At 60.6% G+C, this 23,372-nt stretch carries 19 protein-coding genes; 9 read left to right on the top strand and 10 right to left on the bottom strand.

Features of this window, described 5'->3' with window-relative positions:
• Positions 1-75: 75 nt before the first annotated feature.
• From prpF to AC1DXW_RS12440, 5 genes are all read right to left on the bottom strand, one after another.
• Positions 76-1,266 carry a 2-methylaconitate cis-trans isomerase PrpF gene (gene prpF, locus AC1DXW_RS12460; RefSeq protein ID WP_477752597.1) on the bottom strand — a complete coding sequence of 397 codons (1,191 nt, stop codon included), beginning with the start codon at positions 1,264-1,266 and terminating at the stop codon, positions 76-78.
• A 66-nt stretch (positions 1,267-1,332) separates the two neighbouring features.
• Entirely contained in the window at positions 1,333-3,927 is a 2,595-nt protein-coding gene (gene acnD / locus AC1DXW_RS12455) for a Fe/S-dependent 2-methylisocitrate dehydratase AcnD (RefSeq protein ID WP_477760048.1), read from the bottom strand.
• A 203-nt stretch (positions 3,928-4,130) separates the two neighbouring features.
• Positions 4,131-5,258 carry a bifunctional 2-methylcitrate synthase/citrate synthase gene (gene prpC / locus AC1DXW_RS12450; RefSeq protein WP_477752595.1) on the bottom strand — a complete coding sequence of 376 codons (1,128 nt, stop codon included), beginning with the start codon at positions 5,256-5,258 and terminating at the stop codon, positions 4,131-4,133.
• A gap of 164 nt (positions 5,259-5,422) precedes the next feature.
• On the bottom strand, positions 5,423-6,313 hold the full coding sequence (prpB, locus tag AC1DXW_RS12445) for a methylisocitrate lyase (RefSeq protein WP_477752594.1): 891 nt from the start codon (positions 6,311-6,313) through the stop codon (positions 5,423-5,425).
• The gene (locus AC1DXW_RS12440) at positions 6,310-7,029 is read right to left on the bottom strand and encodes a GntR family transcriptional regulator (protein ID WP_218431358.1); all 720 of its coding nucleotides are present in this window, start codon (positions 7,027-7,029) and stop codon (positions 6,310-6,312) included. The genes prpB and AC1DXW_RS12440 overlap by 4 nt, the downstream gene beginning before the upstream one ends.
• 297 nt (positions 7,030-7,326) lie before the next feature.
• Between AC1DXW_RS12440 and rloA the strand changes: the two genes are divergently transcribed.
• The 4 genes from rloA (at position 7,327) to pabB (ending at position 11,870) form a co-directional block, all read left to right on the top strand.
• Positions 7,327-7,863 carry a retropepsin-like aspartic peptidase RloA gene (gene rloA / locus AC1DXW_RS12435; RefSeq protein WP_217837642.1) on the top strand — a complete coding sequence of 179 codons (537 nt, stop codon included), beginning with the start codon at positions 7,327-7,329 and terminating at the stop codon, positions 7,861-7,863.
• A gap of 5 nt (positions 7,864-7,868) precedes the next feature.
• Positions 7,869-9,404 carry an osmotic stress tolerance membrane protein RloB gene (rloB, locus tag AC1DXW_RS12430; protein ID WP_477752593.1) on the top strand — a complete coding sequence of 512 codons (1,536 nt, stop codon included), beginning with the start codon at positions 7,869-7,871 and terminating at the stop codon, positions 9,402-9,404.
• Positions 9,404-10,390, top strand: a complete 987-nt coding sequence (locus tag AC1DXW_RS12425; protein WP_477752592.1) for an alpha-L-glutamate ligase-like protein — start codon at positions 9,404-9,406, stop codon at positions 10,388-10,390. Before rloB ends, AC1DXW_RS12425 begins: the two co-directional genes overlap by 1 nt.
• A gap of 136 nt (positions 10,391-10,526) precedes the next feature.
• The gene (gene pabB / locus AC1DXW_RS12420; RefSeq protein ID WP_477752591.1) at positions 10,527-11,870 is read left to right on the top strand and encodes an aminodeoxychorismate synthase component I; all 1,344 of its coding nucleotides are present in this window, start codon (positions 10,527-10,529) and stop codon (positions 11,868-11,870) included.
• 125 nt (positions 11,871-11,995) lie between these two features.
• Here pabB and thrH read toward each other — a convergent pair whose 3' ends face one another.
• Positions 11,996-12,613 carry a bifunctional phosphoserine phosphatase/homoserine phosphotransferase ThrH gene (gene thrH / locus AC1DXW_RS12415; protein ID WP_477752590.1) on the bottom strand — a complete coding sequence of 206 codons (618 nt, stop codon included), beginning with the start codon at positions 12,611-12,613 and terminating at the stop codon, positions 11,996-11,998.
• Between the two features lie 173 nt (positions 12,614-12,786).
• Here thrH and AC1DXW_RS12410 point away from each other — a divergent pair, with 173 nt between their 5' ends.
• From AC1DXW_RS12410 to AC1DXW_RS12400, 3 genes are all read left to right on the top strand, one after another.
• Complete coding sequence (locus AC1DXW_RS12410; protein ID WP_477752589.1) at positions 12,787-13,521, top strand: phosphoadenylyl-sulfate reductase; 735 nt, start codon at positions 12,787-12,789, stop codon at positions 13,519-13,521.
• Between the two features lie 548 nt (positions 13,522-14,069).
• The gene (locus AC1DXW_RS12405; RefSeq protein ID WP_477752588.1) at positions 14,070-15,611 is read left to right on the top strand and encodes an NCS1 family nucleobase:cation symporter-1; all 1,542 of its coding nucleotides are present in this window, start codon (positions 14,070-14,072) and stop codon (positions 15,609-15,611) included.
• A gap of 56 nt (positions 15,612-15,667) precedes the next feature.
• On the top strand, positions 15,668-16,396 hold the full coding sequence (locus AC1DXW_RS12400; RefSeq protein ID WP_477760047.1) for an aspartate/glutamate racemase family protein: 729 nt from the start codon (positions 15,668-15,670) through the stop codon (positions 16,394-16,396).
• A 130-nt stretch (positions 16,397-16,526) separates the two neighbouring features.
• Here the strand turns inward: AC1DXW_RS12400 and AC1DXW_RS12395 are convergent, their stop codons facing one another.
• On the bottom strand, positions 16,527-17,450 hold the full coding sequence (locus AC1DXW_RS12395; RefSeq protein ID WP_477752586.1) for a LysR family transcriptional regulator: 924 nt from the start codon (positions 17,448-17,450) through the stop codon (positions 16,527-16,529).
• A 124-nt stretch (positions 17,451-17,574) separates the two neighbouring features.
• Here AC1DXW_RS12395 and AC1DXW_RS12390 point away from each other — a divergent pair, with 124 nt between their 5' ends.
• A complete protein-coding gene (locus AC1DXW_RS12390) occupies positions 17,575-18,321 on the top strand; it encodes a 3-oxoacyl-ACP reductase family protein (RefSeq protein WP_477752585.1) in 747 nt (248 codons plus the stop codon).
• A gap of 51 nt (positions 18,322-18,372) precedes the next feature.
• Here AC1DXW_RS12390 and AC1DXW_RS12385 read toward each other — a convergent pair whose 3' ends face one another.
• The gene (locus AC1DXW_RS12385; protein WP_477752584.1) at positions 18,373-19,068 is read right to left on the bottom strand and encodes an HAD-IA family hydrolase; all 696 of its coding nucleotides are present in this window, start codon (positions 19,066-19,068) and stop codon (positions 18,373-18,375) included.
• 247 nt (positions 19,069-19,315) lie between these two features.
• On the opposite strand from AC1DXW_RS12385, the gene AC1DXW_RS12380 reads away from it, so the two are divergent.
• Positions 19,316-22,627, top strand: a complete 3,312-nt coding sequence (locus AC1DXW_RS12380) for an RHS repeat-associated core domain-containing protein (RefSeq protein WP_477752583.1) — start codon at positions 19,316-19,318, stop codon at positions 22,625-22,627.
• A 30-nt stretch (positions 22,628-22,657) separates the two neighbouring features.
• On the opposite strand, the gene AC1DXW_RS12375 is transcribed toward AC1DXW_RS12380, so the two are convergent.
• Together AC1DXW_RS12375 and AC1DXW_RS12370 are read right to left on the bottom strand one after the other, a co-directional pair.
• Positions 22,658-22,840, bottom strand: a complete 183-nt coding sequence (locus AC1DXW_RS12375) for a hypothetical protein (RefSeq protein WP_477752582.1) — start codon at positions 22,838-22,840, stop codon at positions 22,658-22,660.
• Between the two features lie 16 nt (positions 22,841-22,856).
• Positions 22,857-23,324: a glycine zipper domain-containing protein gene (locus AC1DXW_RS12370; protein WP_477752621.1), complete on the bottom strand. Its 468-nt coding sequence runs from the start codon at positions 23,322-23,324 to the stop codon at positions 22,857-22,859.
• Positions 23,325-23,372 lie beyond the last annotated feature (48 nt).

Genomic DNA, 23,372 nt, shown 5'->3' with positions numbered 1-23,372 from the left:
CGATCTTTTGACTTTGTTTTTTTTAGAATCAAGATCAAAAGATCGCAGCCTGCGGCAGCTCCTACGGGGTTTGTGTCAGAACGAGTCGCCTGGCACGCGAACGAAACCTTCCATCAACACCCGCGCACTGCGGCTCATGATTGCCTTGTTCACGGTCCATTCGCCATTGACCTGACTGGCCTCGGCGCCGACACGCAGGGTGCCGGACGGATGGCCGAAGCGCACCGCATTGCGTTCGATACCGCCTGCAGCGAGGTTCACCAAAGTGCCGGAAATCGCTGCGGCCGTACCGATCGCCACTGCCGCCGTGCCCATCATCGCGTGGTGCAACTTGCCCATGGACAATGCACGCACCAGCAGGTCGACATCCCCCGCCGCTATCGCCTTGCCGCTTGATGCCACGTAGTCCGCAGGCTTGGCCACGAAGGCCACCTTCGGCGTGTGCTGCCGCTTGGCCGCTTCGTCGATGTTCGAAATCAGACCCATGCGTAGCGCGCCGTAGGCACGGATGGTTTCGAACATCAGCAAGGCTTTCGGATCGCCATTGATCGCGCCCTGCAACTCGGTGCCTTTGTAGCCGATGTCTTCGGCATTGATAAAAATTGTCGGGATGCCGGCGTTGATCATGGTCGCCTTGAAGGTACCGACACCGGGTACTTCCAGGTCATCCACCAGGTTGCCGGTAGGGAACATCGAACCGCCGCCACCCTCTTCATCCGCTGCCGGATCGAGAAACTCGATCTGCACTTCGGCCGCCGGGAAGGTCACGCCGTCGAGTTCGAAATCACCGGTTTCCTGCACTTCACCATTGGTGATCGGCACGTGGGCGATGATGGTCTTGCCAATGTTGGCCTGCCACACGCGAACCACCGCCACGCCGTTGTGCGGGATGCGGCTGGCGTCCACCAGACCATTGCTGACGGCGAACGAACCGACCGCCGCCGACAGGTTGCCGCAGTTGCCGCTCCAGTCCACGAACGGCTTGTCGATCGACACCTGACCGAACAGGTAGTCGACATCGTGATCGGCCTTGATGCTTTTCGACAGGATCACGGTTTTGCTGGTGCTGGAAGTCGCGCCGCCCATACCGTCGATTTGCTTGTCGTACGGGTCGGGGCTGCCGATTACGCGCAGCAGCAAAGCGTCGCGGGCCGGGCCTGGGACCTGTGCCGCTTCAGGCAAATCCTTCAGGCTGAAAAACACGCCTTTGCTGGTGCCGCCGCGCATGTAAGTCGCTGGAATTTTGATCTGCGGTGCATGAGCCATGGTGCTCGTTACTCCTAATCTGAAAGCAGACACGGGACTTGAAGTCCCGTGTCGGTACAGCCTGTTTTAGACGGCGACCGCCGATTCTTCGAGGAAGTCCTGGGCGAAGCGTTGCAACACACCGCCAGCCTCGTAGATCGACACTTCTTCGGCGGTATCGAGGCGGCAGGTCACCGGCACATCGACGCGTTCGCCGTTCTTGCGATGGATCACCAGCGTCAGCTCGGCACGTGGCGTGCGCTCGCCAATCACGTCGTAGGTTTCGCTGCCGTCGATGGCCAGGGTATGACGGTTGGTGCCCGCTTTGAATTCCAGCGGCAACACGCCCATGCCCACCAGGTTGGTGCGGTGAATGCGTTCGAAACCTTCGGCGGCAATCGCTTCCACACCCGCCAGGCGCACGCCCTTGGCCGCCCAGTCGCGGGACGAACCCTGGCCGTAGTCTTGACCTGCGATGATGATCAGCGGCTGCTTGCGATCCATGTAGGTTTCGATGGCTTCCCACATGCGCATCACTTTGCCTTCCGGCTCGACACGGGCCAGCGAACCCTGCTTGACCTTGCCGTTTTCCTGAACCATTTCGTTGAACAGTTTCGGGTTGGCGAAGGTTGCGCGCTGCGCAGTCAGGTGGTCACCACGGTGAGTCGCGTAAGAGTTGAAGTCCTCTTCCGGCAGGCCCATTTTCGCCAGGTATTCGCCGGCGGCGCTGTCGAGCATGATGGCGTTGGACGGCGAAAGGTGATCCGTGGTGATGTTGTCCGGCAGCACCGCCAGCGGACGCATGCCCTTGAGCGGACGTGCCCCGGCCAATGCACCTTCCCAGTACGGCGGACGGCGAATGTAGGTGCTCATCTCGCGCCAGTCGTACAGTGGCGCGACTTTCGGACCGGTGTCTTCGTGGATGGCGAACATCGGGATGTAGACCTGACGGAACTGCTCCGGCTTGACCGAGGCCTTCACCACCGAGTCGATTTCTTCGTCGCTCGGCCAGATGTCTTTCAGGCGGATTTCCTTGCCATCCACCACGCCCAGCACATCTTTTTCGATGTCGAAACGGATGGTACCGGCGATGGCGTAAGCAACGACCAATGGCGGCGACGCGAGGAACGCCTGCTTGGCGTACGGGTGAATCCGGCCGTCAAAGTTGCGGTTACCGGACAACACGGCAGTGGCGTACAGGTCGCGGTCGATGATCTCTTGCTGGATCACCGGATCCAGCGCGCCGGACATGCCGTTGCAGGTGGTGCAGGCGAAGGCCACGACGCCGAATCCGAGCTGCTCCAGCTCATCGGTCAAACCGGCTTCGTCGAGGTACAGCGCGACGGTTTTCGAACCCGGTGCCAAGGACGATTTGACCCACGGCTTGCGGGTCAGGCCGAGCTTGTTGGCGTTGCGCGCCAGCAGGCCGGCGGCGATCACGTTGCGCGGGTTGCTGGTGTTGGTGCAACTGGTGATGGCGGCAATGATCACCGCGCCATCCGGCATCTGGCCAGGTACGTCTTCCCACTGACCGGCGATGCCTTTGGCTGCCAGATCCGAAACCGCGACACGGGCGTGCGGGTTGCTCGGGCCAGCCATGTTGCGCACGACCGAAGACAGGTCGAAGGTCAGGCCGCGCTCGTATTGCGCGCCTTTGAGGCTATCAGCCCACAGGCCGGTCTGCTTGGCGTAGTTCTCGACCAACTGCACCTGCTCGTCTTCACGGCCGGTGAGCTTGAGGTAGTCGATAGTCTGCTGGTCGATGTAGAACATCGCCGCGGTGGCGCCGTATTCCGGGGCCATGTTGGAGATGGTCGCGCGGTCGCCGAGGGTCAGCTTTGACGCGCCTTCGCCGAAGAACTCCAGCCACGCACCGACCACTTTTTGCTGGCGCAGGAACTCGGTCAACGCCAGCACCATGTCGGTGGCGGTGATGCCCGGTTGCAGCTTGCCGGTCAGTTCGACGCCGACGCTTTCCGGCAGGCGCATCCAGGAGGCGCGGCCGAGCATCACGCTCTCTGCTTCCAGGCCGCCAACGCCGATGGCGATCACACCCAGCGCATCGACGTGCGGGGTGTGGCTGTCGGTGCCGACACAGGTGTCGGGGAAGGCCACACCGTCGCGCACCTGGATCACCGGGGACATTTTCTCCAGGTTGATCTGGTGCATGATGCCGTTGCCCGGCGGGATCACGTCGACGTTCTTGAACGCCTTCTTGGTCCAGTTGATGAAGTGGAAACGGTCTTCGTTGCGACGGTCTTCGATGGCGCGGTTCTTCTCGAACGCCTGCGGATCGAAACCACCGCGCTCGACGGCCAGGGAGTGGTCGACGATCAGTTGGGTCGGCACCACCGGGTTGACTTGTGCAGGGTCGCCGCCTTGCAGGGCGATGGCATCACGCAGGCCGGCGAGGTCGACCAAAGCAGTCTGGCCGAGAATATCGTGACACACCACGCGGGCCGGGAACCACGGGAAGTCGAGGTCGCGCTTGCGTTCGATGAATTGCTTCAGGGATTCGGTGAGCGTGGCCGGGTCGCAGCGACGCACAAGGTTTTCCGCCAGCACACGGGAGGTGTACGGCAGGGTGTCGTAGGCGCCAGGCTGGATCGCCTCGACCGCTGCGCGGACATCGAAGTAATCCAGTTTGCTGCCGGGCAGCGGTTTACGGAATTGAGTGTTCATCGTCAGGACTCGGTCACGGTAGTTACAAAAGGTGGGGCCTGGCACCAGACTTGAATTGAACACAATCCACTGTGGGAGCGAGCTTGCTCGCGATAGCGATGTAACTGGCGACATTGATGTTGAATGTCAGCCCGTCATCGCGAGCAAGCTCGCCCCCACAGGGATCTGCGTTGATTTCAGATCCCGGTGCCGACCTCCACCATTCAGCGTTGTTCGATTGGTACGAACTTGCGCTGTTCAACGCCGGTGTACTCGGCGCTTGGACGGATGATGCGGTTGTTGGCACGTTGTTCGTACACGTGGGCAGCCCAGCCGGTCAGGCGCGAGCAGACGAAGATCGGTGTGAACAACTTGGTCGGAATGCCCATGAAGTGGTACGCCGAGGCATGGTAGAAGTCGGCGTTCGGGAACAGTTTCTTCTGCTCCCACATGGTCTTGTCGATGGCTTCGGAAACCGGGAACAACACTTTGTCATCCACTTCGTCAGCGAGTTTTTTCGACCAGCCCTTGATCACCTCGTTGCGCGGATCGTTGTCCTTATAGATCGCGTGGCCGAAGCCCATGATCTTGTCCTTGCGCTCGAGCATGCCGAGGGTGCCTTTGATCGCGTCTTCCGGCGACGAGAAACGCTCGATCATTTCCATCGCCGCTTCGTTGGCACCGCCGTGCAGCGGGCCGCGCAGCGAGCCGATGGCCGCGGTGATGCACGAATACAGGTCGGAAAGGGTCGAGGCGCAAACACGTGCGGTGAAGGTCGAAGCGTTGAACTCGTGCTCTGCGTAGAGGATCAGCGAAACGTTCATCACCTTGACGTGCAGCTCGCTCGGTTTCTTGCCGTGCAGCAGGTGCAGGAAGTGGCCGCCGATGGACTGCTCGTCGCTCACGCAATCGATGCGCTTGCCTTCGTGGCTGAAGTGATACCAGTAAGTCATGATCGCCGGGAACGCGGCCAGCAGGCGGTCGGTCTTGTCGTGCTGCTCGGAGAAGTTGTTCTCCGGCTCCAGGTTGCCCAGGAACGAGCAGCCAGTGCGCATCACGTCCATCGGGTGGGCGTCGGCGGGGATGCGTTCCAGCACTTCTTTCAGCGCTTGCGGCAAGTCACGCAGCTTGCTCAGCTTGGTGATGTAGGCTGCAAGTTGCGCTTTGCTCGGCAGTTCGCCGTACAGCAGCAGATAGGCAACTTCTTCGAACTGTGCGTCAGCCGCCAGTTCACGTACGTCATAACCACGATAGGTCAGACCGGCACCCGACTGGCCCACGGTGGACAGTGCGGTTTGCCCGGCTACCTGGCCACGGAGCCCGGCGCCACTGAGTACTTTTGCTTCGGCCATTTTTGTCTCCAATATTCTTGAATTTTTTAGGAAATCGGCAAACACACGGGTCGGGAATCATCCCGGTCCTGTAGGAGCGAGCTTGCTCGCGATGGTGGACCGAACACCGCGGGGTGCCAATTTTCCCGCGTCATCGTTAACGACCATCGCGAGCGAGCTTGCTCCTACCTCTTCGCGGCGAACAACGCATCGAGCTTCTGCTCGAAGGTGTGGTAGTCGATGCGATCGTAAAGCTCCATGCGGGTCTGCATGGTGTCGATGACGTTTTGTTGAGTGCCGTCGCGACGGATCGCGGTGTAGACGTTTTCTGCAGCCTTGTTCATGGCGCGGAACGCCGACAGCGGGTACAGCACCAGCGATACGTCGGCAGCGGCCAGTTGCTCGGTGGTGTACAGCGGCGTCGCGCCGAACTCGGTGATGTTGGCCAGGATCGGCGCTTTCACGCGGTTGGCGAACAGCTTGTACATGTCCAGCTCGGTGATGGCTTCCGGGAACACCATGTCGGCGCCGGCTTCGATGCACGCGGCGGCGCGATCCAGGGCAGACTCCAGGCCTTCCACCGCCAGGGCGTCGGTACGGGCCATGATCACGAAGCTGTCATCGGTACGCGCATCGACGGCGGCCTTGATGCGGTCGACCATTTCCTGTTGGGTCACAATCTCTTTATTCGGACGGTGACCACAGCGCTTGGCGCCAACCTGGTCTTCGATGTGAATCGCCGCGGCGCCGAACTTGATCATCGACTTGACGGTGCGAGCGACGTTGAACGCCGAGGAACCGAAACCGGTGTCCACATCCACCAGCAATGGCAGGTCGCAAACATCGGTGATACGGCGCACGTCGGTCAGCACGTCATCCAGACCGGTGATGCCCAGGTCAGGCACGCCGAGGGAGCCGGCAGCCACCCCGCCACCCGACAGGTAGATCGCCTTGAAACCGGCGCGTTTGGCCAGCAGCGCGTGGTTGGCGTTGATCGCGCCGACCACTTGCAATGGATGCTCGCTGGCGACCGCATCGCGGAAACGCTGGCCTGGAGTGCTCTTGTTCAAACTCATGACTCACCTCGTTTGGCTGTCGGGTTAGCGCCGTCCTGGTAATGACGGGCGATGTTGCGTTTGGAGGCGCCGATATGACGGCGCATCAACAACTCGGCCAGTTCACCGTCACGGTCGGCGATGGCATCGAGAATGCGGTGGTGCTCGGCGAACGCCTGGTGCGGGCGATTGGGCGTGGTGGAAAACTGGATGCGGTACATGCGCACCAGTTGATACAGCTCGCCGCAGAGCATTTGGGTCAGCGTGCGGTTGCCGCTGCCCTGGATGATTCGGTAATGGAAGTCGAAATCGCCTTCCTGCTGGTAGTAGCCTCTCCCGGCCTGAAACGCCTCATCGCGCTCGTGGGTTTCCAGGACCCGACGCAGTTCGTCGATTTCCTCGAGGCTCATGCGCTCGGCGGCCAGGCGACAGGCCATGCCTTCCAGGGATTCGCGGATTTCGTATAGCTCAATCAGTTCGGCGTGGTTGAGCGACACCACCCGGGCGCCGACATGCGGCACGCGAACCAGCAGACGCTGGCCTTCCAGACGGTGGATGGCCTCGCGCAACGGGCCACGGCTGATGCCGTAGGTGCGCGCCAACTCCGGCTCGGAGATTTTGCTGCCCGGCGCAATCTCGCCTTTGACGATAGCCGCCTGAATGCGTCGGAAGACGTTCTCGGACAGGGTCTCCGTATCGTCTTGCGTTGAAACGGGGGGATCGAGTTGATCCAGCATATTGTCGACACCTTGTGAGCCAATGCCGCAAAAACTAACGAATACAGGCGACACAGTCAAAGGTTAAATCGATATTGTCGACAATCTTCTGATAACCGGCTGCACCATAACGAAGCAATCCCTCTGTTTATAGCCACCGGCCAGCGCTGGCGCCATCAAACTACCGTGCTAGAATGCCGCCCGCATTTGTTTGTCACATCTGCACTGCCTGTCATAAAAACCTGACAGGCATACGAGGGAGCTTGCGCAGCGATGCCAGGGCCTTGAATCAAGTCGGACCGCTGCGCATCAGGATTTATGAGACTCAAGCCCTTCCCTGCCTTCCTTTATTTCCTTTGTCTGCCTGGTTTCGCAATGGCCGGGGAAAAGACCGTGTATGGCCTTAATGAGTACGCATCGCTCAATGGCATTGACCTGGAAGTGGCGGCCAAACTCGACACCGGGGCAAAAACCGCTTCCCTGAGCGCGCGGGATATCAAACGTTTCAAACGCAACGGCGAGTCATGGGTGCGCTTTTACCTGGCCATCGACGCCGCCCATTCGCACCCGATCGAACGCCCGCTGGCCCGTGTCAGCAAGATCAAGCGCCGGGCCGGCGACTACGACCCCGAAGAGGGCAAGAAGTACACCGCCCGCCCGGTGATCGAACTGGACATCTGCATGGGCTCGGCCCTGCGTAGCATCGAAGTGAACCTGACCGACCGCAGCGCTTTCCAATATCCGCTACTGATTGGCTCCGAAGCCCTCAAACGCTTCGATGCACTGGTTGACCCCAGCCTTAAATATGCTGCCGGCAAACCTGCCTGCACCACCGACGCTCATACCGCCGAGTAATTTCAATGCGCTCTCTTACCCTTCATCTGAAACTGCTGATCGCCATCCTGGTGGCGCTGGGCATTTCAGTTACGGCCTATCAGATCTTCGTGCTGGGCATCCCGGTGACCGAAGACGCCACCGACGACCTGTGGAACATCGACGCCAAGGTCGAGTTCGTCGCCAGTGCCAAGGACCCGGTCAAGATCCAGATGTTCGTGCCACCGCTGAGCCGCGACTTCGTCAGCCTCAACGAGAGCTTCATCTCCAATAACTACGGCGTGGCCGTGAACCGGGTCGACGGCAACCGCAAGGTCACCTGGTCGGCGCGCCGGGCCAAAGGCAATCAGACGCTGTATTACCGCCTGGTGCTGACCAAGCGTTATTCCGGTGAGAAAGCCAAGATCAAAGGCCCGACCTTTCGCGACAGCATGACCATCGAAGGCCCGGAAAAAATCGCCGCCGAAGCCCTGCTTGCTCCGATTCGCCAGCACTCGGCCGACGTCGAAACCTTCGTCGGCGAAGCCATCAAGCGGGTCAACAACCTCAACGACGACAACGTGAAGCTGTTGCTGGCCGGTGATCCGTCCACCGCGCACAAGGCGAAAATCGTCGAGTTGCTGCTGTCCGTCGCCCACGTGCCGATCGAGAAGGTCCACACCATCCGCCTGGTGGCCGATCAGCCGCAAATCCCGGAACTGTGGCTGCGCAGTTTCAACGGCACCGACTGGCTGTACTTCAATCCGGAAACCGGTGAACAGGGCCTGCCGACCGACCGCCTGCTGTGGTGGACCGGCGACGAAAACCTGATCACCGTCGATGGTGGCAAGAAAGCCAACGTGACCTTCAGCCTGAACAACAGCGAAATGAATGCCATTCGCCTGGCCAAGCTGACCGACGAAAACACCGACGCCAACTTCCTCGAATATTCGCTGTACGGCCTGCCGCTGCAAACCCAGCAGACCTTCATGATCATGGTGATGATCCCGATCGGCGTGCTGGTGATCCTGATCCTGCGCAACCTGATCGGCATCCAGACCCTGGGCACCTTCACCCCGGTGCTGATCGCCCTGGCCTTCCGCGAAACCCAGCTCGGCTTCGGTATCGCGCTGTTTACCATCATCACGGCGCTGGGCCTGTCGCTGCGTTCCTACCTCGAACACCTGAAACTGCAAATGCTGCCGAGGCTGTCGGTGGTGCTGACGTTCGTGGTGGTGTTGATTGCGGCGATCAGCCTGTTCAGCCATAAACTCGGCCTGGAGCGTGGCTTGTCGGTGGCGCTGTTCCCGATGGTGATCCTGACCATGACCATCGAACGCCTGTCGATCACCTGGGAAGAACGCGGCGGCGGCCACGCCATGAAAGTGGCCATCGGCACGCTGTTCGCCGCGTCCCTGGCGCACCTGATCATGACCGTGCCGGAACTGGTGTACTTCGTGTTCACCTTCCCGGCGATCCTGCTGATCCTGGTGGGCTTCATGCTGGCCATGGGGCGTTATCGCGGTTATCGCCTGACCGAACTGGTGCGCTTCAAGGCCTTCCTGAAAAAGGCTGACGCCTGATGTTCGGCTTCTGGAAGACCTGGAAGGCCCTGGAAGCCCAGGGCATCATGGGGATCAATCGGCGCAACGCAGACTACGTGCTCAAGTACAACAAGCGCAGCCTGTACCCGATCGTCGATGACAAGATCATCACCAAGGAGCGCGCCATCGCCGCTGGCATCCATGTGCCCGAGCTGTATGGCGTAATCTCCACCGAGAAGGAAATCGACAATCTCGAAGAGATCATCGGCGCACGCAGCGACTTCGTGATCAAACCGGCCCAGGGCGCTGGCGGCGACGGCATCCTGGTCATCGCCGACCGCTTTGAAGGCCGCTATCGCTCGGTGTCCGGCCGGATCATCAGCCATGAAGAAATCGAGCATCAGATTTCCAGCATCCTGACCGGCCTGTACTCCCTGGGCGGTCACCGCGACCGGGCCCTGATCGAATACCGCGTGATTCCGGACCAGATCTTCAAGAGCATCAGTTACGAAGGCGTGCCGGACATTCGCATCATTGTTTTGATGGGTTACCCGGTGATGGCCATGTTGCGCTTGCCGACCCGCCAGTCCAACGGCAAGGCCAACCTGCACCAGGGCGCCATCGGCGTCGGTGTGGATCTGGCCACCGGCCTGACCCTGCGCGGCACCTGGCTGAACAACATCATCAACAAACACCCGGACACCACCAATGCAGTGGATGGCGTGCAACTGCCCTACTGGGACGGTTTCATGAAACTCGCCGCCGGCTGTTATGAATTGTGCGGGTTGGGCTACATCGGAGTCGACATGGTCCTGGACCAGGAAAAAGGCCCGTTGATTCTTGAACTCAACGCCCGGCCTGGGCTGAATATTCAGATTGCCAATGACTGCGGGCTGACGTTGCGTACTCATGCGGTGGAAGCACGAATGGAAGACCTCAAGGCTCGTGGCGTGACCGAATCGGTCAAAGAGCGTGTGGCGTTTGTACAGGAGATGTTTGGGCACATTCCTGCGGTCGAGGGTTGATCTTTTGTGGCGAAGGAGCAAGCTCCCTCGCCACAGAATGTAATTTCAGTCGCTTCCGATGTGCCTTCCCTCTAGGACCAAATCCTGCAGAGGACTACAATCGCCACCCCGCCTCGATGGCTGACTTCCCCCGCCCATGTTGACCTGCTCCGTACACCCGCTGCCCTATCGCGCCAACCCCGCCCAATACTTCGCGGCGATTCGCCATGCCCCCGGCGCCGTGCTGCTCGACAGCGGCCGCCCCAGTGCTGACCGCGGTCGCTATGACCTGCTCAGCGCCTGGCCACTGGAACAACTGACGGTATCGCCCGACGAAAGTGGCGATGCCTTCCTGCAACGCCTGCGCGATAACCTGACACGCCTGGGCGAAGCGACTCTGCCGGTACCTTATGAGTTGCCGTTTGCCGGTGGATTGATCGGCTACCTGAGTTACGACTTCGGCCGGCATCTGGAGCGCCTGCCGAGCCAGGCACAGGACGACCTGCAACTGCCTGACGCGCGTTTCGGCCTGTACGGCTGGGCATTGGTCAGCGATCACCTTTCGCTGACCAGTCAATTGGTGTTCCACCCGACACTGCCCACCGGCGAACGCCAGCGCCTGATCGATCTGTTCAGCCAGCCTGCACCGGAAGTGGTCGCGCCCTTCAAACTGCTCACCCCGATGACTGCCGACTTGAGCGCTGACCAGTATCAACAGGCAATCGAGCGCATCCAGCAATACATTCAGGCCGGCGACTGTTATCAGGTCAACTTCGCCCAGCGTTTTCGTGCGCCCTGCCAAGGTGATCCCTGGACCGCTTACTGCGCACTGCGCGCAGCGTGCCCGACGCCTTTTTCCGGTTTCCAGAGCTTGCCTGACGGCGATGCCGTACTCAGCCTGTCGCCGGAACGCTTCGTCAAAGTCAGCCAGCGCCATGTGGAAACCCGCCCGATCAAGGGCACTCGACCTCGGGGCCTGACGCCTGAGCAAGACGCCGCGAACGCCACCGAACTGCTGGCCAGCCCCAAGGATCGCGCGGAAAACCTGATGATCGTCGACCTGCTGCGCAATGACCTCGGCCGGACCTGCCGCACCGGTTCGGTTCGGGTACCGGAACTGTTCAGCCTGGAAAGCTATCCGAACGTGCATCACCTGGTCAGCAGTGTCACCGGTGAACTGGCGGATGACCGCGATGCCCTGAACCTGATTGCTGGCAGCTTCCCGGGGGGCTCGATTACCGGCGCGCCAAAGATTCGCGCCATGCAGATCATCGATGAGCTGGAACCGACCCGACGCGGACTGTATTGCGGTTCATTGGTCTACCTGGACGTGCGTGGCGAAATGGACAGCTCCATCGCCATCCGCAGCTTGCTGGTCAAGGACGGGCAGGTGTGTTGCTGGGGCGGCGGCGGGATTGTCGCGGACTCGGAGTGGCAGGCTGAATATCAGGAGTCGATCACCAAGGTGAAGGTATTGCTCGATACCCTGCAAAACCTCTGACACCACACCCGTCCCTGTAGGAGCGAGCTTGCTCGCGATGGTCGTCAACGATAACGCGGCATGCCTGACATCCCGCAGCGTTTTCAGATTCATCGCGAGCAAGCTCGCTCCTACAGGAAATGTACTTACAGGCTCAACGTCCGGTTCGAAGCCTTGATGAACTCCTGCTTCAGCTCTTCAAACGTGTGCACCGCCGGGAACTGCGGGAACTGCGCAATCACGTTTTCCGGCGCATGGAACAGAATCCCGGCATCGGCCTCGCCCAGCATCGTGGTGTCGTTGTAGGAATCCCCCGCTGCGACCACCCGGTAGTAGAGGCTCTTGAAGGCCAGGACCGACTGACGCTTGGGATCTTTCTGACGCAACTGGTAGCCAGTGACGCGCCCGCTGTCGTCGGTAATCAGACGATGGCAGAGCAAGGTCGGGAAGCCCAGTTGGCGCATCAGTGGCTGGGAGAACTCATAGAAGGTGTCCGACAGGATCACTACCTGGAAGCGCTCGCGCAGCCAGTCGACGAACTCGATGGCGCCATCCAGTGGCTTGAGCGTGGCGATCACTTCCTGAATGTCGGAAAGTTTCAGGCCGTGCTCGTCGAGAATCCGCAGGCGCTGCTTCATCAGCACGTCGTAGTCGGGAATGTCCCGGGTGGTGGCCCTGAGGGACTCGATCCCGGTTTTTTCGGCGAAGGCGATCCAGATTTCCGGGACCAGCACACCTTCAAGATCCAGACAGGCAATTTCCACAAGACACTCCCATTTGTATTGATTATTGAGTCGAGCGAGCATAAAGCCTGCCGAACTCTAGCGACTCGGGCCTGCCTGCGCAACGCAGAGGATGCCCCGGCCCGTGCAGCTTTTTGTTACCATCGACCCCATATAGAGCGCCCAGCGCCACCGACCTGTAGGAAGCCGCCCTGATGAGCCCAACGTTCGACGTCGTGGAACTCGCCACGACCTATGCCAACAAATCCGCCCAGGACATCCTGAAGCTCGCTTTTGCCGAGTTCGGCGATGACCTGTGGATATCTTTCAGCGGTGCCGAGGACGTGGTGCTGGTGGACATGGCCTGGAAGCTGAACAAGAACGTCAAAGTGTTCAGTCTCGACACCGGCCGCCTGCACCCCGAGACCTACCGCTTCATCGATCAGGTGCGCGAGCACTACAAGATCGACATCGAGCTGGTGTCGCCGGACCACACCAAACTCGAACCCTTCGTGAAGGAAAAAGGCCTGTTCAGTTTCTACAAGGACGGCCATGGCGAATGCTGCGGTATCCGCAAGATCGAACCGCTGCGCCGCAAGCTGTCCGGCGTGAAAGCCTGGGCCACCGGCCAGCGCCGGGACCAGAGCCCCGGCACCCGCAGCGCCGTCGCAGTGATGGAAATCGACACCGCGTTCTCCACCCCGGAACGCACCTTGTACAAGTTCAACCCGCTGGCGCAAATGACCAGTGAAGAGATCTGGGGCTACATCCGCATGCTGGAACTGCCGTACAACAGCCTGCACGAACGCGGTTTCATCAGCATCGGCTGCGAACCCTGCACCCGCCCGGTACTGCCGAACCAGCATGAGCGTGAAGGCCGCTGGTGGTGGGAAGAAGCGACGCAGAAGGAATGCGGGTTGCATGCGGGGAATATCATCAGCAAGGGGTAGGAGCGAGCTTGCTCGCGATGGTCGTCAACGAAAACGCTGTAAACCTGATTCCCCCGCGACGCTCTCGAGTTTTTCGCGAGCAAGCTCGCTCCTACAGAGTCAATGTGCCACAACACACAACGTGTACACACGAATGTCACCATAAGTGCCATTTGTGTGTGCACTTTTAGTTTCAGCGCCCCAAAAAGTTACATCTCCTTTCTCATCACCTCGCCCACATCCTCCCTCTCCAAAAATAAATACCTGTTCAATCGGTCAATTTAAATTTTCTATTTTTCAGTCAGTTATTCGTTTTCGATAACAAAACGAAATGAGCACTGGTTTTTATAGAATCGCAACTGGCACAAATCTGGCTTAAGTGCATACATGTTTTGTATACAATCAAATCAAAACATACGCACACTTTATATCCGCAAGCCTGAAGCGCCCTATCCCGTACAGGCTGCAGATGCCCCGTAACCAATGATATTCGCCACCCGCGACGAAGATTTGTCGAGCCAACGCTCATGCACAGTCATCGCGGCGTCGAGCATCAGGAGCCTGCCGGAATGCGTACTAGTCTCTCCAATAACAACATCGCGCTGGATCTACCCTCTTCCCATTCCACCCACACCGCCGACAACCAGGCGCATCACGCCCCCGTGGTGCTCAGCCCCCGACTGCACAACAAGGACCTGGCACCGACCAAGGCCGAAGGCCGGCGCTGGGGCCGCTACAGCATCTTTGCCCTATGGACCAACGACGTTCACAACATTGCCAACTACTCGTTTGCCATCGGTCTGTACGCTTTGGGTCTGGGTGGCTGGCAGATCCTGCTGTCCCTGGGTATCGGCGCGGCGCTGGTTTACTTCTTCATGAACCTGTCTGGCTACATGGGCCAGAAAACCGGGGTGCCGTTTCCGGTCATCAGCCGGATCAGTTTCGGCATTCATGGTGCGCAGATTCCTGCATTGATCCGCGCCGTGATCGCCATCGCCTGGTTCGGTATTCAGACGTACCTTGCGTCCGTGGTGTTTCGCGTGCTGTTGACGGCGGTCCATCCAGGGTTCGCCGACTACGACCACGACTCGATCCTCGGCCTGTCGACCCTGGGCTGGGTGTGTTTCGTCGCGATCTGGTTCGTGCAACTGGCGATCCTTGCTTATGGCATGGAGATGGTGCGGCGCTACGAGGCGTTTGCCGGCCCGGTGATTCTGCTGACCGTCGCCGCACTCGCCGCGTGGATGTACACCCAGGCCGATGCGACGATTGCCTGGTCGATCCGCGAGCCGCTGACTGGCGGTGAGATGTGGCGCAACATCTTTGCCGGTGGCGCACTGTGGCTGGCGATCTACGGCACCTTGATCCTCAACTTCTGCGACTTCGCCCGCTCTTCGCCGTGCCGCAAGACCATCAAGGTCGGAAATTTCTGGGGCTTGCCGGTGAATATCCTGGTATTCGCCAGCATCACGGTCCTGCTGTGCGGCGCGCAATTTCAGATCAATGGCCGGATCATCGAAAGCCCGACCGAAATCATCGCCTCGATCCCCAACACCTTCTTCCTGGTGCTCGGCTGCCTGGCATTCCTGATCGTCACCGTGGCGGTGAACATCATGGCCAACTTCGTCGCCCCGGCGTTCGTACTCAGCAACCTGGCGCCCAAGTACCTGACCTTCCGCCGCGCCGGGCTGATCAGCGCGACCATCGCCGTGCTGATCCTGCCGTGGAACCTCTACAACAGTCCGCTGGTGATCGTGTATTTCCTGTCCGGCCTCGGTGCCCTGCTCGGCCCGCTGTACGGGGTGATCATGGTCGACTACTGGCTGGTACGCAAAGGCCAGGTCAACGTGCCGCAGTTGTACAGCGAAGACCCGAACGGCGCGTATTACTACAGCCGCGGGGTCAATTTGCGCGCCGTGGCGGCGTTCATTCCCGCTGCCCTGATCGCCATCGTCCTGGCCCTGGTGCCAGGGTTCCACAGCGTATCGCCGTTCTCCTGGCTGATCGGTGCCGGCATCGCCGGGATGCTCTACCTGATCATCGCCAAGCGCCAACCGCACTACGCCGATGTCAGCGGCGAAGCCATCGCCGTCGACAACGTCAGCCACTGATCCTGTCGCGGCCCGGCGTGGTCGGGCCGCAGAACCAACTGCAATAAGGACTTTCAATGCGCATTCTCGTGGTCAACGTCAACACCACCGAATCCATCACCCAGGCCATCGCCCGTTCGGCGCAAGCCGTCGCGTCGCCCGGCACGGAAATCGTCGGCCTCACCCCGCACTTCGGCGCCGACTCCATCGAAGGCAATTTCGAAAGCTACCTGGCGGCCATCGCGGTCATGGATCGGGTGATGTCCTACGACCAGCCATTCGACGCCGTGATCCAGGCCGGCTATGGCGAGCACGGCCGTGAAGGCTTGCAGGAACTGCTCAATGTGCCGGTGGTGGACATCACTGATGCCGCCGCCAGCACGGCGATGTTTCTCGGACACGCCTATTCCGTGGTCACCACCCTCGATCGCACCGTGCCGCTGATCGAAGATCGCCTCAAGCTCTCCGGCCTCTGGGACCGTTGCGCCTCGGTACGGGCCAGTGGTTTGGCAGTGCTGGAACTGGAACACGAACCGCAACGCGCACTGGAGGCCATCGTGCATCAGGCCGAACTGGCGGTGACCCAGGACAAGGCCGAAGTGATTTGCCTGGGCTGCGGCGGCATGGCCGGGCTGGACGAGCAGATTCGCCGGCGTACCGGGGTACCGGTGGTGGATGGCGTGACGGCGGCGGTGACCATTGCCGAGTCCTTGGTGCGACTGGGGCTGTCGACGTCGAAAGTGCGGACTTATGCGGCACCGCGGCCGAAGAACATCATTGGCTGGCCGGCGCGGTTTGCCCGGTAGACCGCGGTGCCCCCTTCGCGAGCAAGCTCGCTCCCACAGGTTTGGCGTCGCACCTCAGTGATGTATACGACGCAAAACCTGTGGGAGCGTGGCTTGCCCGCGATGGCCGCGCCTCGGTCCTGAGCCTGACTCAAACCGCACTGAACCTCCGCTCCAACCCCCGTTCGGCAAACTGCTCAATGATGAAATCGACAAACGCCCGGGTTTTGCCGGGCAGCAGCTTGTGTTCGGCGTAATAGATGGAGGTGTAACCATCATCGATGTACCAGTCCGGCAACACCCGCTGCAACCTGCCCGACTCCAGATAACCCGAGGCAAACGGCATGCTCACCAGCGCAATGCCCAAACCCTGCGCAGCCGTGGCGCAGGCGGCCTCGGAATCGCTCATGGTCATCCGCGCCTTGAGCGTCAACGGGCTGTGTTGCTGATTGCGATGGGTCAACTGCCAGGAGCGTACCCGTCCGGTCTGCGGCGAGCGGATAAGAATCCCGTCATGGTGCTTGAGGTCATCCGGCTCGCTGATCGCCGCATGTGTCTCCAGGTAGTCCATCGTAGCCACCAACACCCGATGCGCGGGACTCAGCCGGCGTGCCACCACGCCCTGGGGTAATTCGAAGCCACCGCCGATTGCCGCGTCGAAACCTTGCCCGATCAGATCGACCTGGCGGTTGTCGAAGTGCCAGTCCGGGTTGATCGCCGGGAATCGCCGCAGAAACTCACCGAGCATCGGCACAATGTACAGGCAGCCAAATACCGTCCCCATGCTGACTTTCAAGGTGCCGGCCGGCTGCCCTCCGGCACTGGCGAGATTGGCCACGGCATTCTGGATGGTGTGCAGGCTGCCGCTGACTTCGCCGAGAAACAACTGGCCGGCCTCCGTCAGCGTCAGGCTGCGAGTGCTGCGCTGAAACAATCTGACGCCCAGCCGCGCTTCGAGCTTGGCGACGCTCTTGCCTACCGCCGCCGGTGTCAGGCTCAGACGCCGCGCGGCCTCGGCGAAGCTGCCGACCTCAGCGCTGCGCACAAAGCATTCGATACTGTTGAAGGTTTCCATAGGCGCCACTATAAACTTTTGGTTTACACAGACTATCGCGATTATGGTCTACACAGCATGGAATCCTGAATCGATACTAGCCTCCATCAACCGGGACATCTCGCCTCGGGACTTGGAGATCGACATGACTACTCAGAACCTCAGCGGCAAAGTGGCATTGATTCAAGGTGGTTCCCGCGGCATTGGCGCAGCCATCGTCAAGCGCCTGGCTGCTGAAGGCGCAACCGTTGCCTTCACCTATGTCAGCTCCACGGCAAAAGCTGAAGAACTGCAAGACAGCATCACCGCCAAAGGCGGCAAGGCCCTGGCCATCAAGGCCGACAGCGCCGACGCCGACGCCATTCGCGGCGCCGTGTCCGCCACGGTAGACGCTTTCGGTCGCCTGGATATCCTGGTCAACAATGCCGGCGTACTGGCCGTCGCACCGCTGGCCGAGTTCAAACTCGAAGACTTCGACCAGACCCTGGCCATCAACGTGCGCAGCGTGTTCATCGCTACACAGGCCGCCGCCAAATACATGACCGAAGGCGGACGCATCATCAACATCGGCAGCACCAACGCCGACCGCATGCCCTTCGCCGGTGGCGGCCCATACGCCATGAGCAAGTCGGCACTGGTCGGCCTGACCAAAGGCCTGGCCCGTGATCTCGGCCCGCAAGGCATCACCATCAATAACGTGCAACCGGGTCCGGTCGACACCGACATGAACCCGGCCCACGGTGACTTTGCGCAAAGCCTGATCCCGCTGATGGCCGTGGGCCGTTACGGCAAGGCCGAAGAGATCGCCAGTTTCGTCGCCTATCTTGTCAGCCCTGAAGCCGGCTACATCACAGGGGCCAGCCTGACCATCGACGGTGGCTTTGGCGCCTGACATTTGTCAGTCCTGGGGGAGCGAGCCTGCTCGCTCCCAGATTTTCAGTCGTCAGGTCCACTCAAGCGCCGGTAAACCACAAGCGCCCGGCTCGAACGCCTTCAACGTACGAAGAATGCCATCGGCGTGTGCATACCTGGCGTCGGCCATTGCCGCATCCGGAATTGCAATCGCCGTCATCCCCGCTGCTTTCGCCGCAGTAACACCAAAGGGCGAATCCTCGAACACCAGGCAATCTTCGGGTGCAACGCCCAGACGCCGCGCCGCCGTCAGGAAAATATCCGGTGCCGGTTTGGCGGCACCCACCTCGGGGTCATCGGCGGTGACGATGAAGTCGAACAAGGCGAACCAGTCGCGGTGCAGGGTGGTTTTCTGGCCGAACGACTGGCTCGAAGAACTGGTGCCCACGGCAATGGGTATGTTGTTGGCCTTCAGATGCCGTACCAGCTCCTGTGCGCCAGGCATTGCCTGCGCTGTAGGAAAACGCTCGCGCATCAGCGGTTCGCGGATTATCAGGAACTCTTCGGCGGTAATCGGCAGGTCCAGCGCTTCAACCACATAGCACGCCAGATCACCTGCACCGCGGCCGATAATGTTCTGTTTGATGCTCCAGTCGAACGTCCGCCCGTAACGCGCGGCAATGATGGACGTGACTTCGGTGTAGATGCCCTCTGTATCCAGCAACAAGCCGTCCATATCGAAAATCACGGCCTTGATCGGGCCGAATGTTTTCAGTGGTGCATTCATCGCATCTGATCCGTTTTCCAGGGCATCCCGGGCGGCGCAGGTGAAGCCCGCCCCCGAATGGATTAAAGGATTCAGCAGCATAGCGAGCGTCGCTGGCTTAGAGCAACGATGAAATCCTGATCCACGCCGAATGGCTCTCGTGAATTAGCGATTCGCCCTACATCAAACGCCAACTTTCCCGACTTCTTTCCTTGAAGATCCTCCGCAGAGTCTCACGTCCTACATTCCGCCAAGCGAAAGTCTGCAGATGTTCGATCCCCAAAAGGTATTGGCATGTCCCGCCAGCGGTCCACTGACACAGGTGCACAGGTTCGCCACCAGTATCGACACAATCGAGTGCATCGCCACCCACAACTGCCCGGTGTCGATGGTCACCGGCGAAGTATTGCTGACCTTCACGGACAGCACCCTCGACGGGATCTTGCCGTTCGACTTCAACCGCATCTATCGCACCAGTGCCGTCGAACTCGACACCGGCCTCGGTTTTGGCTGGAGCCATTCGCTGTCCCAGCACCTGGAACTCCACGACGAGCGGGTGCTGTGGATCGACCCCGAAAACCACCGTACGCCATTTCCACGGCCAACGGCGACGCGCCCGGTGATCCACAACAGCCTGTCGCGGGCGGCGATTTACCTCGGCGAGGAGCCGGACGAACTGATCCTCGCCCTGGCCGGCGACTGCGCGCGGTTCTACCACTTTCATGGCGGCCGGCTCAGCGCGATCAGCGACGCCTACGGCAACCACGTGACGGTGCAGCGGGACCGCTTTGACCGGATCCAACGCCTGGACAACGGCGCCGATCGCGCCTTGTTGCTGCGTTACGATGTCAAGCACCTGGTGGCCGTCGACTATCAGGTGTTTCAGCGCAGCGGCCCCAAGGCGTCCACCTGGCGCACCGAACAGACACTGGTCAGCTACCGCTACGACGCCCGCCAGCGTCTGATCGAGGCGACCAATGCCGCGGGTGAAAGCGAGCGCTATGACTACGACGATCAGCACATCATCCTTCAACGGCAACTGGCTGGCGGCGCGAGTTTCTTCTGGGCGTGGGAACGCTCCGGCAAGACGGCCCGCTGCATTCATCACTGGGCCTCGTTTGCGCAGATAGAGGCGCGTTACGCCTGGGACGATCAAGGCGGCGTGACGGTGAACAACGCCGACGGTAGCGAAGAGGTTTACGTTCATGACGACCGTGCACGGTTGCTACACCACGTCGGGCTGGATGGCGGTGAGCAGCACAAGGCCTACGACGATCAGGGCCGTCTGATCGCCGAACAGGACGCCCTCGGCGCTGTCACCGAATACCATTATGACGAGGTCGGCCGGCTGATCGCGCTGCTTGCGCCGGATGAGGCGCTCACGTCCTACGAGTATCGCAACGGTTTCCTGCATACCCGCATCTGCGGTCAGGCGACATGGAGCTACCAGCGCAATGCCCAGGGCGACATCACTGCCGTCACCGATCCCGACGGGCAGATCACCCGCTATTTCTACGACTCGCAGGGGCGCTTGCTGACGATCCGTTTCCCCGACCAGAGCGGTCACCGGTATGTCTGGAACGCCTTGGGACAATTGCTGGAAGAGACCCTGCCGGACGGTGCTCAGCGCACTTTTTCCTACAATGCGTTGGGGCGGCGGATTACCCGGCAGGACGAACACGGTGCCGTCACCGGTTATGAATGGGACGCCGTGGGTCGACTGACCCGGACCACGCGGCCCTCCGGTGCCCGCCGTGCCTATCGCTACAACGCCTATGGCCAGGTCACCGCCGACACCGACGAACTGGGACGGGTAACCCGTTACGAATACGCCGACGACCTGCGCCTGGTCAGCCGTCGAATCAACCCCGACGGCAGCGCGCTGAAATACCGCTACGACCATGCGCAATTGTTGCTCACCGAGATCGAAAACGAGGTTGGYGACACTTACCGGCTGGATTACACCCCAGGCGGATTGATCCGACAGGAAACCGGCTTTGATGGCCGTCGTATCGCCTACAGCTACGACCTCAATGGCCAATTGCTGAAGAAAACCGAGTTTGGCGACGACAGTTCGCTGCTGGTTACCGGTTATCAACGTGACAGCGCTGGGCGGTTACTGGTCAAAACCCTGCCCGATGGGGTCAAGGTCGAGTACCGCTATGACAACCTCGGGCGACTGGTCCGCGTCGATGACGGCCAGGACCATCCGCTGGCGTTCGAATACGACCGCCAGGACCGGCTGATCTCCGAGCGTCAGGGCTGGGGCACCCTGAGTTACGGCTATGATGCCTGCGGTCGGCTCAAGCGCCTGCGCCTGCCGGACGCCTGTGTCCTCGTCTACCACCACGCCAAGGGGGGCGACCTCACGGCCATTGACCTCAACGGCACGCGCCTGACCAGCCATCGCTTTGTCGGCGGGCGCGAACAACAACGCCAACAGGGCCTGCTCCTCAGCGATTACGCCTACGACGAGCAAGGCCGTTTGCAGGCCCATGCCGTCGGCCAAAAGCACCGACCGCTATTTCGCCGCAAGTATGCCTACAGCATCAAGGGCAACCTCCTGCAGATTACCGACAGCCGCCACGGTTCACGCCGCTACCAATACGATGCGCTCGACCGCCTGACCGGCGTACGCCACGCCCGCGACCAGTTCGCGGAGAATTTCACCCATGACCCGGCCGGCAATCTGCTGATCCACGACCGCCCCGGCCCGTGTGTGCTTGAGGGCAACTGTTTGCGTCGCCGTTTCGACAGCCACTACGACTACGACGCCTTCGGCAACCTGATCCGCGAACGCCGCGGTATGCCGACCCAGGTCACCGAATACACCTACGACAGCCAGCACCGCCTGATCGGCGTCAGCACCCCGGACGGTAAACGTGTCAGCTACTGCTACGACGCGTTCGGCCGGCGCATCGGCAAAACCGTCGACGGCCAGACCACGCAATTCTTCTGGCAAGGCGACCAACTCATCGCCGAAAGCGGCCCCCGACACTACCGCAGCTACGTCTATGAGCCCGGCAGCTTCCGCCCGCTGGCGCTGCTCGACGGCAAAGGCCGGGTAGACGCCTGCCCGCTCTACTACCAACTCGACCACCTCGGCACCCCGCAGGAACTGACCAGCTACGGCGGCGTCATCGTCTGGTCGGCCAAATACACCGCCCACGGCAAACTGCGCGAACTGAGTCACGGCGACGGCGAGCGACTCGAACAGCCGCTACGGTTTCAGGGGCAATACTTCGATGCTGAGAGTGGCCTGCACTACAACCGGCATCGCTACTACCATCCGGACATCGGTCGTTATATGACGCCGAATCCGCTCAAGTTGGCCGCAGGGTTGAACCCGTATCGGTACACCCGGAACCCGACTGGGTGGGTTGATCCGCTGGGGTCGAAGGGGAACTGTCCACTGGCGAACAAGGCCAGGGGCTCGGCGACAAATGGGGTGGGTGGGGTAAAGGTTGATGAGTGTGGACCCAATGCGCCCTCTCCAAAACCTCCAAACCGATACTTGCATCACGCAGACTCAGGCCACGACATATCGAGGACTGGGCGATGGACGCATTCGATCAGCTAGACAACCGGTCAATCCGGCAACACGACTCGATCAATCTTCGTCCTCTTCCTCATCTTCCAACTCAATATTCCCCACATCGCCCAAATCATCAGCATCGTTAAGCGGCACCGTCGCATCATCCATCAGCGATCCCGGATCTTCATTGCCGGGATCGTTGATGGATGGCAGTCCGCTCGGGTCCTTTTCTTCCTTGCCTTCGCTTTTCGCAGTCATGGGATGCCTCGCTCAACTAGTGATGCTTTTTGTGGTGCTTGTTCGCGTGTTTATAACCGTTACCGGAATGGGAGTGACCGCTGTCACTCCCCAGATTATTGCCAACCGCACCGCCAGCTGCACCGCCCAGGCCTGCACCGATGGCCGATCCGGTCGAACCGCCAAGACTGTTGCCGACCACCGATCCACCCGCCGCTCCCAAACCACCGCCTACCGCCGCCTCGGTGCGACTGTGCTTGGGCGCGGCAATGGCACTGCCAGCCGCTCCGCCGACACCTGCACCAATCGCTGCGCCCGTACTGCCGCCCACCTGGCCACCGACAACGTTGCCCAGCACCCCACCAAGACCACCGCCTACCGCGGCATCTCCATTACCTCCCGCCAGCGCCACCTGAGAGACCAGCAATCCAAAAACAATCGCAGGCACCATCAATAGTCGAGCACTCAGGCTTCCGTTTTTTTTGCCGTTGGTTTTCGGGTTCATGGCACGCCTCGCATTCTTCCAGGGTATGGAAGATTTGAGCTGCTGCGG

The sequence above is a fragment of the Pseudomonas sp. P4_C4 genome (assembly GCF_056402055.1).
Note: the sequence above shows the minus strand (reverse complement) of the source record. Positions and strands in the feature narration are given on the sequence as shown.